General features: G+C 65.1%; 18 protein-coding genes. 17 read left to right on the top strand and 1 reads right to left on the bottom strand.

The genetic code is table 11. The features are described 5' to 3' along the window. Positions 1 to 14: 14 nt before the first annotated feature. The 5 genes from GPK94_RS11520 (at position 15) to trmFO (ending at position 6,581) form a co-directional block, all read left to right on the top strand. Positions 15 to 665 carry a TrkA family potassium uptake protein gene (locus GPK94_RS11520; RefSeq protein WP_101693748.1) on the top strand — a complete coding sequence of 217 codons (651 nt, stop codon included), beginning with the start codon at positions 15 to 17 and terminating at the stop codon, positions 663 to 665. A gap of 11 nt (positions 666 to 676) precedes the next feature. Beyond that, positions 677 to 1,441 carry an RNA methyltransferase gene (locus GPK94_RS11515; RefSeq protein WP_215655865.1) on the top strand — a complete coding sequence of 255 codons (765 nt, stop codon included), beginning with the start codon at positions 677 to 679 and terminating at the stop codon, positions 1,439 to 1,441. 62 nt (positions 1,442 to 1,503) lie between these two features. Further along, positions 1,504 to 2,736 (top strand): DNA-processing protein DprA, encoded by a 1,233-nt coding sequence (gene dprA / locus GPK94_RS11510; protein ID WP_215655864.1) that lies wholly within the window; start codon positions 1,504 to 1,506, stop codon positions 2,734 to 2,736. 185 nt (positions 2,737 to 2,921) lie between these two features. Further along, positions 2,922 to 5,261 carry a type I DNA topoisomerase gene (topA, locus tag GPK94_RS11505; RefSeq protein ID WP_215655863.1) on the top strand — a complete coding sequence of 780 codons (2,340 nt, stop codon included), beginning with the start codon at positions 2,922 to 2,924 and terminating at the stop codon, positions 5,259 to 5,261. 9 nt (positions 5,262 to 5,270) lie between these two features. Further along, positions 5,271 to 6,581 (top strand): methylenetetrahydrofolate--tRNA-(uracil(54)-C(5))-methyltransferase (FADH(2)-oxidizing) TrmFO, encoded by a 1,311-nt coding sequence (trmFO, locus tag GPK94_RS11500; protein WP_101693744.1) that lies wholly within the window; start codon positions 5,271 to 5,273, stop codon positions 6,579 to 6,581. A 7-nt stretch (positions 6,582 to 6,588) separates the two neighbouring features. Here trmFO and GPK94_RS11495 read toward each other — a convergent pair whose 3' ends face one another. Further along, complete coding sequence (locus GPK94_RS11495) at positions 6,589 to 6,822, bottom strand: hypothetical protein (protein ID WP_215655862.1); 234 nt, start codon at positions 6,820 to 6,822, stop codon at positions 6,589 to 6,591. 73 nt (positions 6,823 to 6,895) lie between these two features. On the opposite strand from GPK94_RS11495, the gene GPK94_RS11490 reads away from it, so the two are divergent. The 12 genes from GPK94_RS11490 to GPK94_RS11435 all read left to right on the top strand — a co-directional run bounded on the left by GPK94_RS11490 (position 6,896) and on the right by GPK94_RS11435 (position 18,818). Further along, entirely contained in the window at positions 6,896 to 7,126 is a 231-nt protein-coding gene (locus GPK94_RS11490) for a helix-turn-helix transcriptional regulator (RefSeq protein WP_215655861.1), read from the top strand. Positions 7,127 to 7,168: 42 nt separating this feature from the next. Next, a complete protein-coding gene (gene plsX, locus GPK94_RS11485; RefSeq protein WP_193536227.1) occupies positions 7,169 to 8,209 on the top strand; it encodes a phosphate acyltransferase PlsX in 1,041 nt (346 codons plus the stop codon). A gap of 135 nt (positions 8,210 to 8,344) precedes the next feature. After that, a complete protein-coding gene (locus tag GPK94_RS11480) occupies positions 8,345 to 8,575 on the top strand; it encodes an acyl carrier protein (RefSeq protein WP_101693739.1) in 231 nt (76 codons plus the stop codon). A gap of 77 nt (positions 8,576 to 8,652) precedes the next feature. Further along, positions 8,653 to 9,327, top strand: coding sequence for a ribonuclease III (gene rnc / locus GPK94_RS11475; protein WP_101693738.1), 675 nt, complete (start codon positions 8,653 to 8,655; stop codon positions 9,325 to 9,327). 133 nt (positions 9,328 to 9,460) lie between these two features. After that, a complete protein-coding gene (gene smc, locus GPK94_RS11470; protein WP_215655860.1) occupies positions 9,461 to 13,039 on the top strand; it encodes a chromosome segregation protein SMC in 3,579 nt (1,192 codons plus the stop codon). Between the two features lie 56 nt (positions 13,040 to 13,095). Further along, a complete protein-coding gene (locus GPK94_RS11465; RefSeq protein ID WP_101693736.1) occupies positions 13,096 to 13,359 on the top strand; it encodes a hypothetical protein in 264 nt (87 codons plus the stop codon). 18 nt (positions 13,360 to 13,377) lie between these two features. Further along, positions 13,378 to 14,286 (top strand): signal recognition particle-docking protein FtsY, encoded by a 909-nt coding sequence (ftsY, locus tag GPK94_RS11460; protein ID WP_101693735.1) that lies wholly within the window; start codon positions 13,378 to 13,380, stop codon positions 14,284 to 14,286. A 59-nt stretch (positions 14,287 to 14,345) separates the two neighbouring features. Then, entirely contained in the window at positions 14,346 to 15,065 is a 720-nt protein-coding gene (rph, locus tag GPK94_RS11455) for a ribonuclease PH (RefSeq protein ID WP_101693734.1), read from the top strand. A gap of 1 nt (position 15,066) precedes the next feature. Next, positions 15,067 to 15,657 (top strand): RdgB/HAM1 family non-canonical purine NTP pyrophosphatase, encoded by a 591-nt coding sequence (rdgB, locus tag GPK94_RS11450; protein WP_186962908.1) that lies wholly within the window; start codon positions 15,067 to 15,069, stop codon positions 15,655 to 15,657. A 31-nt stretch (positions 15,658 to 15,688) separates the two neighbouring features. Next, positions 15,689 to 16,012 carry a ribosome assembly RNA-binding protein YhbY gene (yhbY, locus tag GPK94_RS11445; protein ID WP_101693732.1) on the top strand — a complete coding sequence of 108 codons (324 nt, stop codon included), beginning with the start codon at positions 15,689 to 15,691 and terminating at the stop codon, positions 16,010 to 16,012. 41 nt (positions 16,013 to 16,053) lie between these two features. After that, entirely contained in the window at positions 16,054 to 17,253 is a 1,200-nt protein-coding gene (gene nadD / locus GPK94_RS11440) for a nicotinate (nicotinamide) nucleotide adenylyltransferase (protein ID WP_101694017.1), read from the top strand. Positions 17,254 to 17,258: 5 nt separating this feature from the next. Further along, the gene (locus tag GPK94_RS11435; protein WP_215655859.1) at positions 17,259 to 18,818 is read left to right on the top strand and encodes an LCP family protein; all 1,560 of its coding nucleotides are present in this window, start codon (positions 17,259 to 17,261) and stop codon (positions 18,816 to 18,818) included. The last annotated feature ends 2 nt before the right edge of the window (positions 18,819 to 18,820 follow it).

Genomic DNA, 18,820 nt, shown 5'->3' with positions numbered 1-18,820 from the left:
AAGAAGGGGATTGCATGAAAACATTTGTTGTCATCGGTCTGGGCCGATTTGGAAACGCTGTGGCCACCGAGCTGTGCACGCTGGGCCATGAGGTACTGGCCATCGACGCCGACCCGGAGAAGGTGCAGAAGGTGGTGGATCTGGTGACCCACGCCGTCACCGGAGACGCCAGAGACGCGGCGGTCCTGCGGGCGCTGGGCGTGCGCAACTATGACTGCGCCATCGTGGCCACCGGCAACGACGTGGGAAACAGCGCCCTCATCACCCTCAATCTGAAGGAAGTGGGGGTCAAGCAGGTGGTGTGCAAGGCCCAGAGCCATGTACATCGGAAGGTACTGGAGAAGATCGGAGCCGACCGGGTGATCTTCCCTGAGCATGAGATGGGACTGAAGCTGGCCCAGGGCCTCTCCAGCTCCAACGTGCTCAACTTTATTGAGCTCTCCGACGACTTCAGCATCGTGGAGCTGGCGGTGCCCAAGGTGTGGATGGGCAAGAGCATCCGGGAGCTGGATATCCGTGCCAAGCACCATGTCAACGTCATCGCGGTGCGCGGCCCGGAGGGCGTGCTGGACGTGGCCCCCGGCGGCGACTACCGGCTGGTCCAGGGCGGACGGATCGTGGTGCTGGGCCGTACCGAGTATATCAACCTGCTGCATAGCCTGTAAGGAAGATGAAGATGGAATCGATTACCAGCCGGCAGAATCCGCTGGCCGTCCACATCCGCAAGCTGGGGGCGGAGGGGAAGTACCGCCGGAGCCAGAGACAGTACCTCTGCGAGGGCGAAAAACTGGTGGGGGAGGCCCTGCGCTGGAGCGCCGGGGTGGAGACCCTGGTCTACGCCCGGGGAAAGACTCCCCCCGAGGACCTGCCCCAGGGGATCCGCCTGGTGGAGGTGCCCGAGGGACTCTTTGAGAGCCTCTCCACCGTGGAGACCCCCCAGGGCGTCCTGGCCGTGTGCCGCAGACCGGAGACGGCGCTGCCTGAGACCATGGCGCCGGGCGGGTATCTGGTGCTGGACGGACTCCAGGACCCGGGGAACGTGGGCACCATCTGGCGCACCGCCGATGCGCTGGGAGCTGCGGGAGTGGTCCTGCTGCCCCGCTGCGCCGACCCCTTTTCGCCCAAGACGGTCCGCTCCACCATGGGGGCCTGCTTCCGGCTCCCGGTGTGGGAGACCGATCTGGAGCACCTGTGTCCCCGGCTGGCGGCGGCGGAGATCCCCCTGTACGCCACCGCCCTGCGGGAGGATACGGCCGATGTGCGGGAGCTGCCTCTGGAGCGGGCGGCCGTGGTCATCGGCAGCGAGGGCAGGGGCATCTCCCAGGAGGCCCTGGCCCGGTGTGAAAAGACCATCCGCATCCCCATGCGGGAGCGGTGTGAGTCCCTCAACGCGGCGGCAGCTGCCACCGTGGTGCTCTGGGAGATGGCCCGCGGCCACTGAACAAAAGGGAAGAACGGATAGACGGAGTGAGATCCCGGTAGAGAAAGAGAGGGAGAAATTCCATGTCTGTGCTGAAGTATTGGCTGTGGCTCACCACCCGGCCCTCCATCCGGCCGGGGGAGGCGGCCGCCCTGGCCGAGCGTCTGGGCGGGGCCGAACAGGTCTATGTGGCCGACCGGGCGGAGTATGAGCTGCTGGGTCTGCCCTCTAAGCTCCGGGAGGAGCTCTGCCACAAGGAGATGGACTGGCCGGAGCGCATCCTGGAGGACTGCGCCCGGCTGAACATCCGGATTTTGACCATACAGGACGCCGCCTACCCGGAGCGTCTGCGCCAGATCGACGCGCCGCCCGCCCTTCTCTACGTGAAGGGGAAGAACCTCCCCTTTGACGAGCGGGTGGTCATCGGCGTGGTGGGCTCCCGCCGGGCCAGCCCCTACGGGATCGAGAAGGCGGCGGAGCTGGGCCGGGACCTGGCCCGCCGGGGCGCGGTGGTGGTCTCAGGCGTGGCCCAGGGAGTGGACGCCGCCGCCCTGCGCAGTGCTATCCGGGCCGGAGGGACCGTGTGCTCGGTGCTGGGCGGCGGGATCGACGTGGTCTATCCATCCTCCAGCGCGGACCTCTACCGGGTGGTGCCCCAGGTGGGCACCCTCATCAGCGAGTATCCGCCGGGGACCGCCACCGAGGGGTGGCACTACCCCATCCGCAACCGCATCATCAGCGGTCTGAGCCTGGGCGTGGCGGCAGTGGAGGCCAGCGTGAAGAGCGGCACCCTCATCACCGCCCGCACCGCGCTGGACCAGAACCGGGACGTCTTTGCCTTTCCGGGGTTAGCGGGAAATCCCGGCAGTCAGGGGACCAATCTCCTCATCCAGCGGGGGGAGGCCAAGCTCATTCAGTCGGCCGCTGACATCCTGGTGGAGTACGAGGGGCTCTATTCGGCCCGCCTGCGGCCCGGCCCACCGCGAAAGCGGGAGAAAGAGGAGCGGGGAGCGCAGGAGATCCCCCAGCCTCCCCGCCCCAAAGGGCCGGAGCCGGTCCCCAAGGCGGTTGACAACTCGGAAGGAAGGGCTTATAGTACCTTTCAAGAGCAGACCGGAGAGTTTACGGCGGAGGAGAAGGCCATCCTCCTGGCCCTGGGGGAGGAGCGGCTGCGGCCGGACGACCTGGTGGAGCGTACCGGCCTCCCGGCCAGCGGGGTGCTGGCCAGCCTCACCATGCTGACTATGCGGGGCATCCTGGCCCAGCGGCCGGGCAATTTCTTTGAAGCCCTGATCCTGCTGCGGGAGAAGGACTGAGCACCGGCGGGATCTCCCGCCCAAGGGCGTACCTGAACATCGGCAAACCAAACCCGGAGCGCGGTGGTTTGCCGATGATCAGATCCGCTCTGACGCCCACCAGAGGGCGCAGTTGGTCCGCCCAGGCGCGGACGAGAGAAGGGCCTCCGGAACAGAGACGGAGAGACCCAATTGGAGGTACTATTGTGGCGAAATCGAATCTTGTGATCGTGGAGTCCCCCGCCAAGGCCAAGACCATCGGAAAATACCTGGGTCCCGGCTATCAGGTGAAGGCGTCCATGGGACATGTGCGCGATCTTCCCAAGAGCAAGCTGGGCGTGGACGTGGAACACGGCTTCACGCTGGATTATCAGCCCATCAAGGGCAAGGAAGAGGTCATCGACGACCTGCAGAAGACGGCCAAGAAGAGCGAAAAAGTCTTTCTGGCCACCGACCCGGACCGGGAGGGCGAGGCCATCTCCTGGCACCTCAAGGAGCTGCTGGGGATCCCCGACGACAAGACCTACCGGGTCACCTTTAACGAGATCACCAAGAAGGTGGTCAACGAGGCCATCGCCGCCCCCCGTGCCATCGACCAGAATCTGGTGGACGCCCAGCAGGCCAGAAGAGTGCTGGATCGCATCGTGGGCTACCAGATCTCCCCCCTGCTGTGGAAGAAGATCCGCCGGGGCCTGAGCGCCGGACGGGTCCAGTCGGTGGCCACCCGCCTGGTGGCCGAGCGGGAGGCCGAGATCAAGGCCTTCGTGCCCGAGGAGTACTGGTCCCTGGATGTGGACCTGGAGCGCATCGCCCCCAACCTGGGCCAGTTCCGGGCCGCCTTCTACGGCCGGGAGAAGAAGATGGACCTGCACAGCGAGGAGGAGGTCCAGGCGGTGGTCTCCGCCGTTCAGGCCGACTCCTTCACCGTCCAGGGGGTCAAGCGGCAGGATAAGCAGCGCAATCCCGCGCCCCCCTTCACCACCTCCACCCTGCAGCAGGAGGCCAGCCGCAAGCTGAACATGACCCCCCGCCGCACCATGTCCATCGCCCAGCAGCTCTACGAGGGCGTGGACATCGAGGGCGAGGGGACCATCGGTCTCATCACCTATATGCGTACCGACTCCCTGCGCCTTTCGGACGAGGCCACGGAGGCTGCCAAAAACTTTATCCAGGGCCGCTACGGGGCCGACTACTACCCCGGAAAGCCCCGGGTGTTCAAGACCAAGTCCGGGGCCCAGGACGCCCACGAGGCCATCCGTCCCTCCGACGTGAACCTGACCCCCGAGCAGCTCAAGAAGGACCTGACCAGCGAGCAGTACCGGCTCTACAAGCTGATCTGGAGCCGCTTTTTGGCCTGCCAGATGGCCCCCGCCGTCTATGACAGCGTCACCATCGAGGTGGAGAGTGCCGGCTACCGCTTCCGCGCGAACCACTCGGCCCTCAAGTTCTCCGGCTATACCGCCGTCTATGTGGAGGGCAAGGACGAGGACGAGGAGGTCCTCCGTCAGTCCCCCCTGCCCGACCTGCGGGAGGGGGAGGCCCTCAAGCTCCTCAAGAGCGAGCCGGGACAGCACTTCACCCAGCCCCCCAGCCGCTACACCGAGGCCACCCTCATCAAGGCCCTGGAGGAGAAGGGGATCGGCCGCCCCTCCACTTACGCCCCCACCATCTCCACCATCCTGGACCGGGAGTATGTGGTGAAAGAGGGGAAGAACCTGCGCACCACCCCCCTGGGCGAGGTGGTCAACGACCTGATGAAGGAGAAGTTCCCCGACATCGTGGACACCGCCTTCACCGCCCGGATGGAGGAGCTGCTGGACGAGGTGGAAGAGGGGAAGGAGAACTGGAAGGACATCCTCTCCGGCTTCTACGGGGATTTTGAGCGGGAGCTCCAGGCCGCCGAGCAGGACACCGAGCGCATCAAGGTGCCCGACGAGGTGTCCGACGTCATCTGTCCCCTGTGCGGGCGCAATCTGGTCTTCAAGTCCGGCCGCTTCGGCCGCTTCCTGGCCTGCCCCGGCTGGCCCGAGTGCCCCCACACCCAGCCCATCGTCATCGAGATGCCGGGCAAGTGCCCCAAGTGCGGCGGCAAGATCTTGAAAAAGACCTCCAAGCGGGGCTATGCCTACTACGGCTGTGAGAACAACACCAACAAGGATGAGAGCAAGCGCTGCGACTTCATGACCTGGGACGTGCCGGTCAAGGAGACCTGTCCCGAGTGCGGACACACCCTCTTCAAGAAGTCGGGCCGGGGCTTCAAGAAGCCCTTCTGCATCAATCCCGAGTGCCCCAACTTCCTGCCGGAGGATCAGCGGGGCTATAAGAAGAAGACCCCGGAAAACGCCAATCCCGCCGAGGGCGTGCCGCCCGAGGAGGAGAAAAAGACCGTCAAAAAGACCGCCGCGAAAAAGCCGGCGGCCAAGAAAACCGCGGCCAAAAAGACCGAGACCACCAAAAAAGCGGCGGCCAAGAAGACCACCGCCAAGAAGGAGCCGGCCAAAAAGACCACCGCGAAGAAGACGGCCAAGAAGACAGAGGAAGCGTAAGGAGAACACATGGAACCTGTTATCGTGATCGGCGCGGGCCTGGCCGGATGTGAGGCCGCGTGGCAGCTGGCCCAGCGGGGCATTCCGGTGGAGCTGCATGAGATGAAGCCCCGGAAAAAGACCCCCGCCCACCACTCGGACGACTTTGGAGAGCTGGTGTGCTCCAACTCCCTGCGCTCCGACCAGCTGGAGAACGCGGTGGGCCTGCTCAAGGAGGAGCTGCGCCGTCTGGGCTCCCTCATCCTCCGCTGTGCCGACGAGCACCGGGTGGAGGCGGGCGGCGCCCTGGCGGTGGACCGCCACGCCTTTTCCGGGGCCATCACCCGGGCGGTGAAGGAGCACCCCCTCATCACCGTGGTGGAGGGGGAGGTCACCGAGATCCCCGCCGAGGGGAATGTGATCGTGGCCTCCGGCCCCCTCACCTCCGAGGCCCTGAGCGAGCGCATCAAGGCCTTTTTCCCCGAGAGCCGCTATCTCAACTTCTACGACGCGGCGGCCCCCCTGGTCACCTTTGAGAGCGTGGATATGACCTCGGCGTGGTTTGCCTCCCGCTATGACAAGGGCACGCCGGACTATATCAACTGCCCCCTCACCGAGGAGGAGTACGACGCCTTCTGGACCGAGCTGTGCGCCGCCCAGGAGGCCGAAGTCCACGGCTTTGAGGACAAACAGGTCTTTGAGGGCTGTATGCCCGTGGAGGTCATGGCCCGACGGGGGAAGCAGACCCTCTGCTACGGCCCCCTCAAGCCCCGGGGCCTCAAGGACCCCAAGACGGGGAAGGAGCCCTTCGCCGTGGTGCAGCTGCGCAAGGACAATGCCGAGGGCTCCATCTACAATCTGGTGGGCTTCCAGACCCACCTGAAGTGGCCCGAGCAGCGGCGGGTCTTTTCCATGATCCCCGCCCTGCGCAGCGCGGAATTCGTGCGCTACGGCGTGATGCACCGGAACACCTACCTGGATTCCCCCCGGATGCTGGACCGCTATTACCGGGTCAAGCATGAGCCCCGGGTGTGCTTCGCCGGGCAGATCACCGGCGTGGAGGGATATGTGGAGTCCACCGCCTCCGGCTTCCTGGCGGCGGTGGAGCTGGCCCGCAGACTTCAGGGCAAGCCCCCGGTGGACTTTCCCCAGGAGACGGCGGTGGGGGCGCTGGCCCTCTACATCAGCAACGAGACGGTGGGCGACTTCCAGCCCATGAACGTGAACTTCGGCATCATCCCGCCCCTGGGCTACAAGGTCAAGGGTAAAAGAAATAAAAACGCCGAGCTGAGCCGCCGGGCGCTGGAGATCCTGGACAAGCTGGACCCGGCGGAGCTGTAACCGACCCTTACAGCCGGTGGAGGGCCAGTCCCAGCCGCAGGCCCCGGAGAAAGGCCGCCTCAGCGTCCAGCTGGGCGCACTCGTCGGCCGCGTCCCGGAGCTTTTCGCAGAAGGGATCGCCCATCGCCTCCCGGACCCGGCCCAGGTGCCGCTCCCGGAGGGCATAGCAGTCCGGGAGATCCCCGGCGTCCCGGTCCAGCCGGGCAGCGAGTTCATACAGGGCAAAGAGTAAGTGATCCATAGAGGGACACCTCACTAGATATAATCTAATGTGATGATACTAGATTATATCTAATATGTCAAGGGGGCAGAGTATGTTTGAGCGCGCCATCTTTTCGGCCCGGCTGAAAGAACTCATTCAGCGGCGGAACATGACCTATGCCCAGCTGGCCCAGGCGCTGGGGGTCTCTACCGCGCAGGTCAGCGACATGGCCAACGGAAAAGCCGGGACCTCCATGGAGCGGTTGTATAAGCTCTGCAAGACCTTTGAGGTGTCTGCCGACTACCTGTTGGGTCTGACAGACGAGCCGCGGCCGTTGGCATAGGGCCGGTCCGGATGAGAACACAGGAAAGAAGAGGGAAAAGTCATGAAGATCATCGTAGACGCCATGGGCGGCGACAACGCGCCCGCCTCAAACGTAAAGGGTGCACTGGCTGCCATCCGGGAGCAGGGAGTAGAGGTCATCCTGGTGGGCCGGGGGGAGGAGATCCTCCAGGTCCTCAACGAGGAGGGCATGAAGGAGCCCCCGGCAGGGATGGAGATCGTCCATGCCTCCGAGGTGGTGGAGATCTGTGACAATCCGGCCACCGCCTTCCGGGAGAAGAAGGACTCCTCCCTCACGGTGGGGCTCAATCTGCTCAAGGACGGCAAGGGCGACGCCTTTGTCTCGGCGGGCAGCACCGGCGCACTGCTGGCGGCGGCCACCCTCATCGTCAAGCGCATCAAGGGCATCCGCCGGGCGGCCATGGCCCCGGTGGTGCCCACCGGAAACGGCGGGGCCGTCCTCATCGACTGCGGCGCCACCGCCGAGTGTACCCCCGAATACCTGCTCCAGTTCGCCTTCATGGGCTCCTACTATGCCGAGCGGGTGCTGGGCCGTCCGGAGCCGCGGGTGGGCCTCCTGAACATCGGGGCCGAGCCCTCCAAGGGCACCGAGCTGCAGCAGAAGACCTACGCCCTCCTGCAGGAGGCCGGGGAGCAGGGCCGTATCCACTTCACCGGCAACGTGGAGGGCAAGGAGGCGGTCTACGGCGCGGTGGACGTGATTGTCTCCGACGGCTACTCGGGCAACATCTTCCTCAAGACCATGGAGGGGACCGGCGGCTTCCTGGCCAAGCAGCTCAAGGCCATGTTCAAGAAGAACCTGATCACCAAGCTGGCGGCCCTTCTGGTCTCGGGCGGCATCCGCTCCTTCAAGAAGATCCTGGACGCCGGAGAGGTGGGCGGCACCGCCTTCATCGGCATCTCCAAGCCGGTCATCAAGGCCCACGGCTCCTCTGACGACTATGCCATCAAGAATGCCATCCGGCAGGCCGCCAAGTTTGCCGCCTCGGGCATCATTGAGGACATCACCGAGAATGTGGAGCACATGCGTCTCCCCGTGCAGGTGAAAAAGGAAGAGGGCTGATTGTGGGTTTTCCACGATTTTCCCACGGGGAGAGAAAAAATCAAAAATCCTATTGACAGCTTGCCTTATCTTGCCTATTATTTTAGTGCAATTACCGTTCCTGAATACAGAACGATATGATAGGAGAAGATAGATATGATTTTTGAGAAAATCGTGGCGCTGCTGTCCGAGCAGCTGGGCGTGGACGCCGAGAACATCACCATGGACACCTCCTTTGAGGAGCTGGGCGCCGACTCCGTGGACGTGGTCGATCTGACCATGGCGGTGGAGGAGGCCTTCAACCTGGAGGACCTGGCCGATGAGAACCTGTCCGACATGACCACTGTGGGAGACTTCGTTCGTTTCCTGCAGACCAAGCTGGATTGATCGTTTGCCTGCAAGCCCCGCCCACGGCGGGGCTTGCGTTTTGAATCGTATGGAACTGGAGAAGAGGAGGAACCACCATGCGCCATCTGGAAGAGACCCTTGGATATACCTTTCACGACCGTTCCCTCTTAGAGAACGCGCTCACCCACAGCTCCTATGCCAACGAGAACCGGTTCAAGGGCTGCCAGAGCAATGAGCGTCTGGAGTTCCTGGGGGACTCGGTGCTGGGCATGGTGACCGCCGACTATCTGTTCCGCACCCATCCCGACCTGCCGGAGGGGGACCTGACCCGCACCCGGGCCGCCCTGGTGTGCGAGGAGAGCCTGGTGGAAGTGGCCAAGGCCTGGGGGCTGGGGGAGTATCTCCGCCTGGGCAAGGGAGAGAACGCCGGCGGAGGCCGCCGCCGTCCCTCCATCCAGGCCGACGCGGTGGAGGCCGTGCTGGCCGCGGTCTACCTGGACGGCGGCATCGGCTCGGCCCGCAAGATCATCCAGAAATACATTCTGGACCGGGAGAGCGAGAAGGCCCGCAACCGGGACTACAAGACCGCCCTGCAGGAGCTGGTGCAGCGGGAGAGCGGCCAGGTCCTGCAGTACCGTCTGACCGGCTCCAGCGGGCCCGACCACGCCAAGATCTTCACGGTGGAGGTGGACCTGAACGGCGCCACCATCGGCCAGGGCGAGGGCCACAGCAAAAAAGAGGCGGAGCAGAACGCCGCCCGGGCCGCCATCGGCCATCTGGAGCATCCATAAACCAAAACACGCCGCGGAGGGGCTGCCGCGGCGTGTTTTTTGTGGGAAAGCGTTTGCAATGGCAGGGGGAAATTGATATAATACTTTATTACCATGTGATTTTGTGCCCTGTGGGGCGGTCGACGACTGAGAGGTGTCCGGTTTGTACTTAAAAGCGCTCGAGATCCAGGGGTTCAAGTCCTTTCCGGACAAGACCGTGCTGACCTTTGGGGAGGACATCACCGCCATCGTGGGCCCCAACGGCTCGGGCAAATCCAATCTGTCGGACGCTATCCGCTGGGTGATGGGGGAGCAGTCCACCCGGGCGCTCCGGGGCGGCAAGATGGAGGACGTGATCTTCGGCGGCACCGAGAAGCGCCGCCAGGTGGGCTTTGCCGAGGTCAGCCTGGTGCTGGATAACCAGGACCACGCCCTTTCCCTGCCGGAGGACGAGGTCATGGTGACCCGCCGCTACTACCGCTCCGGAGAGAGCGAGTACTACATCAACCGCCGCACTGTCCGCCTCCGGGATGTGAACGAGCTCTTCATGGACACCGGACTGGGGCGGGAGGGCTACTCCATCATTGGCCAGGGCAAGATCGACGAGATCCTCTCGGTCAAGAGCGCCGACCGCCGGGAGATCTTTGAGGAGGCCGCGGGCATCTCCCGCTTCCGCCACCGGAAGGAGGAGGCCGAGCGCCGTCTGGAGCGGACCGAGGAGAACCTGGTGCGCATCCGGGACAAGATCGACGAGCTGGAGCTCCAGGTGGGGCCCCTCCGCCAGCAGGCAGAGAAGGCCCGGCGCTTCCTGCTCCTGCGGGATGAGATGCGCGGGCTGGAGATCTCCCTCTGGCTGGAGCAGCTGGACCGGGTGCGTACCGCCGCCATCAAGACCAACGCCGCCTGCGAGCAGGCCCTCCGCCAGAAGGAGGAGGAGCAGCGGGAGCAGGAGCGGCTCTATGCCGAGGCCGAGGCCCTGGCCGGGGAGATGCGGACCCGGGAGGTGGAGGCCGAGGCGCGCCGGGCAGCCGTCATGCAGGGACAGAGCGAGGCCAACACCTTAGAGAGCGCCATCGCCCTCCTGCGCAGCGGGATCGCCCACAATCAGGAAAACGAGGGGCGTATCCGGCGGGAGCTGGAGCAGCAGACCGGGCGGGACGACGCCCTGTCGGCCCAGATCGCGGCCCGCCGGGCGCGTCTGACCGCCATTTTGCGCGACGGGGAAACCATTCGCGGGGAATTGGCGTCTAAAGAAAAAGAAGCCGGGGCGGCGGCCGGACAGGCGGGCGCTCTGGCGGCGGAGCTGGAGGCCCTGCGGCAGCAGGAGCGCTTGGACAGCGCCTCGGCCGCCGAGGCCCGTGCCCTCCTCTCCGCCCTGGCGGCGGCTGCCCAGGAGCTGCTGGACCGGGAATCCACCCTGCGCCGGGCCCTCGCCGAGGAGGAGGAGAGCCTGGGCAATCTGGAACAGGAGGCCGGGGAGAACGATACGGCCCTGAAGAGCGCCCGGTCCGACCGGGACGCCCTGGAAAACATCATCCAAGGCCATGTGCTGCGGGTGGAGGCCCGGGAGAAGAAGGCCGCCGCCGCCCGGGAGCGCGCGCGCGCGCTGGAGCTGGAGGACCACACCCTCCGCTCCCGCATCCACATGCTCACCGAGTTGGAGCGGTCCTATGAGGGCTATTCCAGAGCGGTCAAGCTGGTGATGGGGGAGGCCGAGCGGGGCCGCCTGAAGGGCGTACGGGGTCCGGTAGCCAGCCTCATCCGGGTGCCGGCCCCCTATGCCGTGGCCATCGAGACCGCCCTGGGCGGCGCCATGCAGCACCTGGTGGTGGAGCGGGAGGAGCACGGAAAGGCGGCCATCCAGTGGCTGAAACGCCGGGAGGGCGGCCGGGCCACCTTCCTGCCCATGGACACCATCCGTCCCATCCCCTTCCGGGAGAGCGGGGTGGAGCAGTCCCCCGGCTTTGTGGGCATGGGGGACGCCCTGGTGGAGTGCGAGGCGGCCTATGGAAAGATCTGTGCCAACCTGCTGGGGCGCACGGTGATCGCGGAGGATCTGGACGCCGCCGTGGCCATCGCTGGTGCCTATGGCCACCGTTTTAAGATCGTCACCCTGGACGGACAGGTGCTCAATCCAGGCGGCTCCATGACGGGCGGCTCGGTGAGCCGTTCGGCGGGGATCCTGAGCCGCTCCAACGAGCTGCAGCAGCTCTCCGCCCAGGAGCAGGAACTCGCCGCCGCCCTGGAAGAGGCCAAGGCGCGGCAGTCCGAGACCGAGCGGGAGGCCACCGCCGGGCGCTATGAACTGGAGAGCGCCCGGGGGGAGCTGCGCCGGCATGAGGACCGCATCCTCCAGCTGGAGGAGCGGGCGGAGCGCCAGAAAGAACGCCTGGGCGAGCTGCACGCCCGCTTGGACGAGCGAAAGGAAGAACTGGCCCAGCTGCTCCGGCGGCAGGAACAGACCGAGGCGGACACTGCCCAGGCCCGCTCCCGCATCGAGACGCTGGAGGGCGCGGCCGAGGCGCTGCGCTCCGAGGCGGCCGGAAAAGAGGCGGGACAGGCCGCCGTCCGGCAGCGGGCGGAGGAGATCCGCACGGCTATGGATGCCCTCCACCGGCGCCTGGCCGGACTGGAGGCCGAGCGGGAGACCACCGAGGGCAGCCTCCGGGAGCTGGAGGCCCTGCGGAAGGAGCTGGCCGGAGACCGGGAGCAGCAGGCCGAGCGCCTGCGGGAATATGCCGGACAGAACGAGGCCATGGAGGCCGAGATCCGGGAGAAGGAGGCCGCCCTCCAGACCATCCGGGAGGAGAAGGAGGCCGCCGAGGCCGATATCCTCCGGCTCAACCAGGAGAAGCTGGAGCTGGAGGCCAGGCGCAACCGGGCCGACCGGGACAGCCGGGAGAAAAACGCCCAGCTCCTCCAGCTGGAGCGCACGGCCGCGGGCCTGGAGCAGAAGAAACAGGCCCACGCTATGGAGGAAAAGGGCCTTTTGGACAAGCTCTGGGAGAGCTACGAGCTCACCCACCAGGCGGCCCTCCAGCAGCGGGTGCCCCTGGAGAGCACCGCCCAGGCCCAGCGCCGGGTGGCCGAGCTCAAGCGAGGCATCGCGGGGCTTGGTAACATCAATCTGGACGCCATCGAGGAGTTCGAGCGGGTAAATGAGCGGTACACCTATCTGACCGAGCAGCGGGACGACGTGGAAAAGGCCAAGGCGGATCTGGCCGGGATCATCGCGGGCATCACCGCCGAGATGAAGCGCCTCTTCGGGGAGCAGTTCGTCCTGCTCAACGAGGCCTTTCAGACCACCTTCCGGGAGCTCTTCGGCGGCGGTCAGGCGGCCCTGGAGCTGGAGGACGCGTCGGACATCCTCAACTGCGGCATCGAGATCCGGGTCCAGCCGCCGGGCAAGGCGCTGAAGGTACTCTCCCTCCTTTCGGGCGGGGAGAAGGCCTTTGTGGCCATCGCCCTCTATTTTGCCATTTTGAAGGTCCGGCCCACCCCCTTCTGCGTCATGGACGAGATCGAGGCGGCACTGGACGACGCCAATGTGACCCGCTTTGCCCGCTATCTGCGCAGCGTGTCCAACAAGACCCAGTTTATCGTCATCACCCACCGCCGGGGCACCATGGAAGAGGCCGATGTGCTCTACGGTGTGACCATGCAGGAGCGGGGCGTGAGCCGGATGCTGACCATCAACCTCAACGATGTGGAGCGGGAGCTGGGCAGCGAGTAAATTCCACAGGACCTACCGCGGAACGCAACCGATAAGAAAGAGAGAGGAAACAAGAGATGGATTATAAGAAAGCCTGGAAATACTCCAACCGGCTGACCGTACTGGCGGTCTTCATCGTCATGCTGGGCGGCTACTTTGCCACCCGCTCCCAGATCCTGTTCTGGGGACTGGTGGGACTGGCGGTGGTGCTGGCGGCAGCCGGCTTTGTGGTGCACTTCAAGTGGTGCCGCTGTCCCCACTGCGGGGACCGGCTGCGGGTGACCGACTGGCTGATGCGTATGCCCAAGATGTGCCCGAAATGCCACAAGGAACTGAATTAACGAAAGGAACAGAAGGATATGGGCTTTTTTGATAAGATCAAGGCGGGCCTGACCCGCACAAAGGAGAATATCTCCAACATCGGCCACTCCTTCGACCAGCTCTTTGCAGGGGAGCTGGACGATGACTTCTATGATGAGCTGGAGGAGACCCTCATCCTCTCCGACATGGGAGTGGAGACCGCCATGAAGGCGGTGGAGGAGCTGCGCCGCCGGGCCAAAGCGGAGAAGATCAAGAACGCCGAGGAGGGCCGGGAGTGCCTGCGCGCTATCCTCACGGAGTTTTTGGAGGTGGGGGACCTCTCCCTCAAGCTGGATACCAAGCCGTCGGTGGCCCTGTTCATCGGGGTGAACGGCGTGGGCAAGACCACCACCATCGGCAAGCTCTCGGCCCACCTGAAGGGAGAGGGCCGGCGGGTACTCATGGCCGCCGCCGACACCTTCCGGGCGGCCGCTGCCGACCAGCTGGAGATCTGGTCCCAGCGCTGCGGGGTGGACATCGTCCGCCAGCACGAGGGGGCCGACCCGGCGGCAGTGGTCTTTGACGCCCTCTCGGCGGCCAAGGCCAGAGGAACCGACGTGGTGCTGGTGGACACCGCCGGCCGGCTCCACAACAAGCAGAATCTGATGAACGAGCTCAACAAGATCAGCCGCATTCTGGACCGGGAGCTGCCGGGCGCCGACCGGGAGACCCTGCTGGTGCTGGACGCCACCACCGGGCAGAACGGGCTCATCCAGGCCAAGCAGTTCAAGGAGGCCGCCGGAATCACCGGCATCGTCCTCACCAAGCTGGACGGCTCGGCCAAGGGCGGCATCGTCATCGCCATCGCCCAGGAGCTGGGCGTGCCCGTCAAGTTCATCGGCGTGGGCGAGGGCATCGACGACCTGATGCCCTTTGAGCCCGCCGAGTTTGTGAAGGCATTCGTATAAAAGGGACCATTCGGAACAAACGGCCGCCCCGGCGGCCCACAGTCAGGAGGTTTTATACCATGGAAAGAATCGACGGCCGCCGCCCGGACCAGCTCCGACCGGTGGAGATCATTCCCGGCATCAACCGGTTTGCGGAGGGCTCCTGCCTGATCCGCTGCGGCAACACCCATGTGCTGTGCACCGCCAGTGTGGAGGACCGCACCCCGCCCCACGTCCCCGAGGGGGAGGGTTGGGTGACCGCGGAGTACTCCATGCTCCCCCGGGCCAACCGGGAGCGCTCCAAGCGGGACATCGCCAAGCTCAAGCTCTCTCCCCGCTCGGCGGAGATCCAGCGGCTCATCGGCCGGGCGCTCCGGGCCGTGGTGGACCGCAAGGCCCTGGGCGAGCGCTCCATCACCGTGGACTGCGATGTGCTCCAGGGAGACGGCGGCACCCGTACCGCCTCGGTCACCGGCGGATTTGTGGCCCTGGCCCTGGCCTGCCGGAAGCTGATGGAGGAGGGCGTGCTGGAGCAGATGCCCCTGCGGGGCTATGTGGCGGCGGTCTCGGCCGGGATCGTGGGGGACACCCCCCTGCTGGACCTGTGCTATGAGGAGGACTCCTCCGCCCAGGTGGACCTGAACTGCGTCATGGACGGCAGCGGCCGCCTCATCGAGATCCAGGGCACCGGCGAGGGCCGCCCCTTCACCATCGAGGAGCAGCGCGCCCTGGTGGACCTGTGCGGCAAGGGCATTCAGGAGCTCCAGAAGCTCCAGGCCGACATCGTGGGGGTGCTGTGAGATGAAAATGGTATTAGCCAGCAAGAACCCCAAAAAGCTCCTGGAATTGCAGGCCATCCTCTCCGCCCAGGGGATCGAGGTGGTGCTGGAGTCCCAGGTGGGCATCGACGTGGACGTGGAGGAGACCGGCACTACCTTTGAGGAGAACGCCTTCCTCAAAGCCCATGCGGTGATGGAGGCCAGCGGTCTCCCCGCCGTGGCCGACGACTCGGGCCTGTGCGTGGACGCCCTGAACGGCGCTCCCGGGGTCTACTCCGCCCGGTACGGCGGGCCGGGGCTGGACGACGTGGGCCGCTACCGGCTCCTGCTGGAGAACATGCGGGGCCAGCTGGACCGGCGGTGCCGGTTCGTCTCGGCCATCTGCTGCTGCTTCCCCAACGGGGACCGGGTGGAGGCCCGGGGCGAGTGCCCGGGCACCCTGGCCTATGCCCCCAAGGGGAGCGACGGCTTCGGCTATGACCCCATTTTCTTCCTGCCCGAGCGGAAAAAGACCTTCGCCGAGCTGACGGCGGAGGAGAAGAACGCCATCTCCCACCGGGGCAGGGCGCTGGAGGCCTTTGGCGAGAAGCTCAAGGCCTACCTGGAAGGCTGAACAACAAATCAAATACAAAGGAGATAGAACATTGGATCTGACAAGCAAGCAGCGGGCCCAGCTTCGGGGCCTGGCCAACAGCATCGACACCATCGTACAGGTGGGCAAGGACGGCATCGGGGAGAACCTGCTCAAGCAGGTCAACGACGCCCTGGAGGCCCGGGAGCTCATCAAGGGCCGGGTGCTGGAGAACTCCATGCTCTCCCCCCGGGAGGCCGCCGAGGAGCTGGCCGTCAAGGCCCGGGCCGAGGTGGTGCAGGTCATCGGTACCAAATTTGTCCTCTACCGGAAGAGCCACCGCAAGGATCTGAAAAACCCCATCGTGCTGGTGAAGGACACCAAAAAGCGGGGATAAACAATTAGGCCGGAATCCCGGCGCGGAAAGGGTGCGGTATGATGAAAATCGGTATTTACGGAGGAACCTTCAATCCGCCACATCTGGGCCATATGGCAGCGGCCCGCTTCGCCATGGACGCCCTGGGCCTGGACAAGCTGCTCTTTGTCCCGGCGGCCCTCCCGCCCCATAAGACGCTGCCGGAGGGGACGCCCCCTGCGGCGGAACGTCTTGCCATGACCGAATTGATGGCGGACAATCTCCTGCGCCCCGGACAGGTGGAGGTGGACGACCTGGAGCTCCACCGGACGGGGAAGAGCTATTCCTCCGACACCATCCGGGCGCTCCACGAGCGCTATCCGGAGGATGAGCTGTGGTTCCTCATGGGGACCGATATGTTCCTCACCCTCCAGAACTGGCACGAGCCGGAGGTCATCCTGCGCTACGCGGGGGTGGCGGCCTTTGCCCGTACCCAGTCCGACTGCGGGGAGATGCTGGAGATCCAGAGCAAGTATCTCCACGACACCTACGGCGCGCGGGTGTGCACCGTGCAGCTGCCCGAGATCGTGGAGGTCTCCTCCACCGAGCTGCGGGGCATGCTGGCCCGGGGAGAGGGGGGGACCTATCTGTGTCCCGCCGTGTACGGCTATATCCTGATGCACGGGCTGTACGGCACCCACGCGGATCTGACCAGGCTCACCGACGAGCAGCTGCGGGCCTGCTCTTATTCCATGGTGCGGGCCAAGCGGATCCGGCATATCCGCGGGACGGAGGAGGAGGCGGTGCGCCTGGCCCTCCACTGGGGCGCGGATGCGGAGCTGGCCCGCAAAGCGGGCATCCTCCATGACTGCACGAAATATTTGGAGTTGGACGAGCAGTTGCATTTATGCGCGAAATATGGTATCGTTTTGGACGAATTGGAGCGGCGCGCGGTCAAGCTGCTCCACTCCAAGACCGGCGCGGCCATCGCCCGGGAGGTCTTCGGCATGCCGCAGGAGGTGTATGACGCCATCTACTGGCATACCACCGGCAAGGGGAATATGACCCTGCTGGAGAAGATCCTCTACGTGGCCGACTATATGGAGCCAAACCGGGATTTTGAGGGAGTGGAGCGGCTAAGGGAGCTGGCTTACAGCGACCTGGACGCCGCGGTGCTCCTGGGGTGTGAAATGAGCATCCAGGATATGGAGGAGCGGGGACAGCCCGTCCACTTCCGTACCCAGGAGGCCTATGATTGGTTGCGGAACAGAAAGCGAGACTAGACGGAATGGAAACAGATAAGAGAGAACACCGGCGGGGCGGCGCGCGGCTGCAGCATACTGCCTCCGGTCCCAGCAGGAAAGAGCCGGGCAAGCCCCGGAAAAACCGGTCCAAAGGGCCGAAAAAGCCATGGAAGCAGCTCAGAACGCAGGAGAAGGTCCTCCGGGTCCTTCTGATCGTGGCCGCGGTGCTGGCCGCAGTGCTGCTGGCAGCCTTCCTCTTTCTGCACTTCTTTATTCAAAAGCCCACGCTCCCCACGGAGCCCAAGGTCCCCATGCCGCAGGAGAGCGGGGAGCTGCTGGCCACAGACCGGCCCGGCCGCACCTCTGCCGACCGGAAGGAGGATTTCTTCACCTTCCTGGTGATCGGCCGGGATACCGGCGGCGGCGGCAACACCGATACCCTCATGCTGGCGGCCTACGATGTGCCCAATCAGAAGCTCAATGTCATGAGCATCCCCCGCGACACCATGGTCAATGTGCCCTGGGATATCAAAAAGATCAATTCGGTCTATAATTTCTACGGCGGCGGGGATGAGGGCATCCAGGCCCTGTACAAGGAGATCAGCCAGCTGGTGGGCTTTGTCCCCGACTACGAGGTCATCGTGGAGTGGGAGGCCGTGGGCGAGCTGGTGGATGCCCTGGGCGGCGTGTATTTTGACGTCCCCATCGACATGAACTATGACGATCCCACCCAGGACCTGCACATCCACATCAACAAGGGCTATCAGAAGCTCAACGGCGAGCAGGCCATGGGCGTGGTCCGCTACCGCCACGACAATATGGTCAACGGCAAGATGAAGGGCTACCCCAACGGGGACCTGGGCCGGATCGAGACCCAGCAGGCCTTCCTCACCGCCGTGGTGGAGCAGTGCCTCCAGATCCAGAACGTGACCCGCATCAATGAGCTGGCCAAGGTCTTTACCAAGAATGTGACCACCGACCTCACCGTCAACAACCTGGCGTGGTTTGCCCAGCAGGCCATTTTCGGCGGCTTGCAGATGGAGAACGTGAACTTCTGCACCATGCCCAACCAGGGAGAGATGGTGTGGAGCCGCAGCTACCACAACTACCAGTCCTATGTGACCCCCATTGAGGACGAGCTGGTGGATCTGGTCAACGAGTGCTTCAATCCCTATAAGGAAGATCTGGACCCCAGTGAGCTGGACATCATGAGCGTGGACGACAACGGCCGCCTCCATTCCACCACCGGACGGGTGGAGGACACCAAGGCCAACAGCTCCGGCGGCGGAAGTTCCTCCTCCAGCAGCCAGAGCGGGAGCAGCACCTCCAAGCCCTCCAGCGCGCCCAAGCCCTCTGCGACCCCCAAGCCCGAGGTGACGGCCACTCCGACAACCAAGCCCAGCGAGACCCCCACCGAGAGCGCACAGCCCTCTCAGCCGGTGGAGAGCGCGACCCCCGCGCCCAGCACCCCGGTTGAGACAACTACCCCGGCGCCCAGCGCAGAACCCACTCCGGCGCCGACGGCCGCTCCCACGGCAGCGCCCACCGCTCCGCCCGCAGATGGCGGCGGAGAGGTCGTGCTCCCGCCCGAGGCGGTCAGTTAATC

The organism is Pseudoflavonifractor sp. MCC625 (assembly GCF_018784545.1).
Classification (GTDB): domain Bacteria; phylum Bacillota; class Clostridia; order Oscillospirales; family Oscillospiraceae; genus Pseudoflavonifractor_A; species Pseudoflavonifractor_A gallinarum.
The sequence above is the reverse complement of the archived record's forward strand: the minus strand, read 5'-3'. Positions and strand labels throughout refer to the sequence as shown.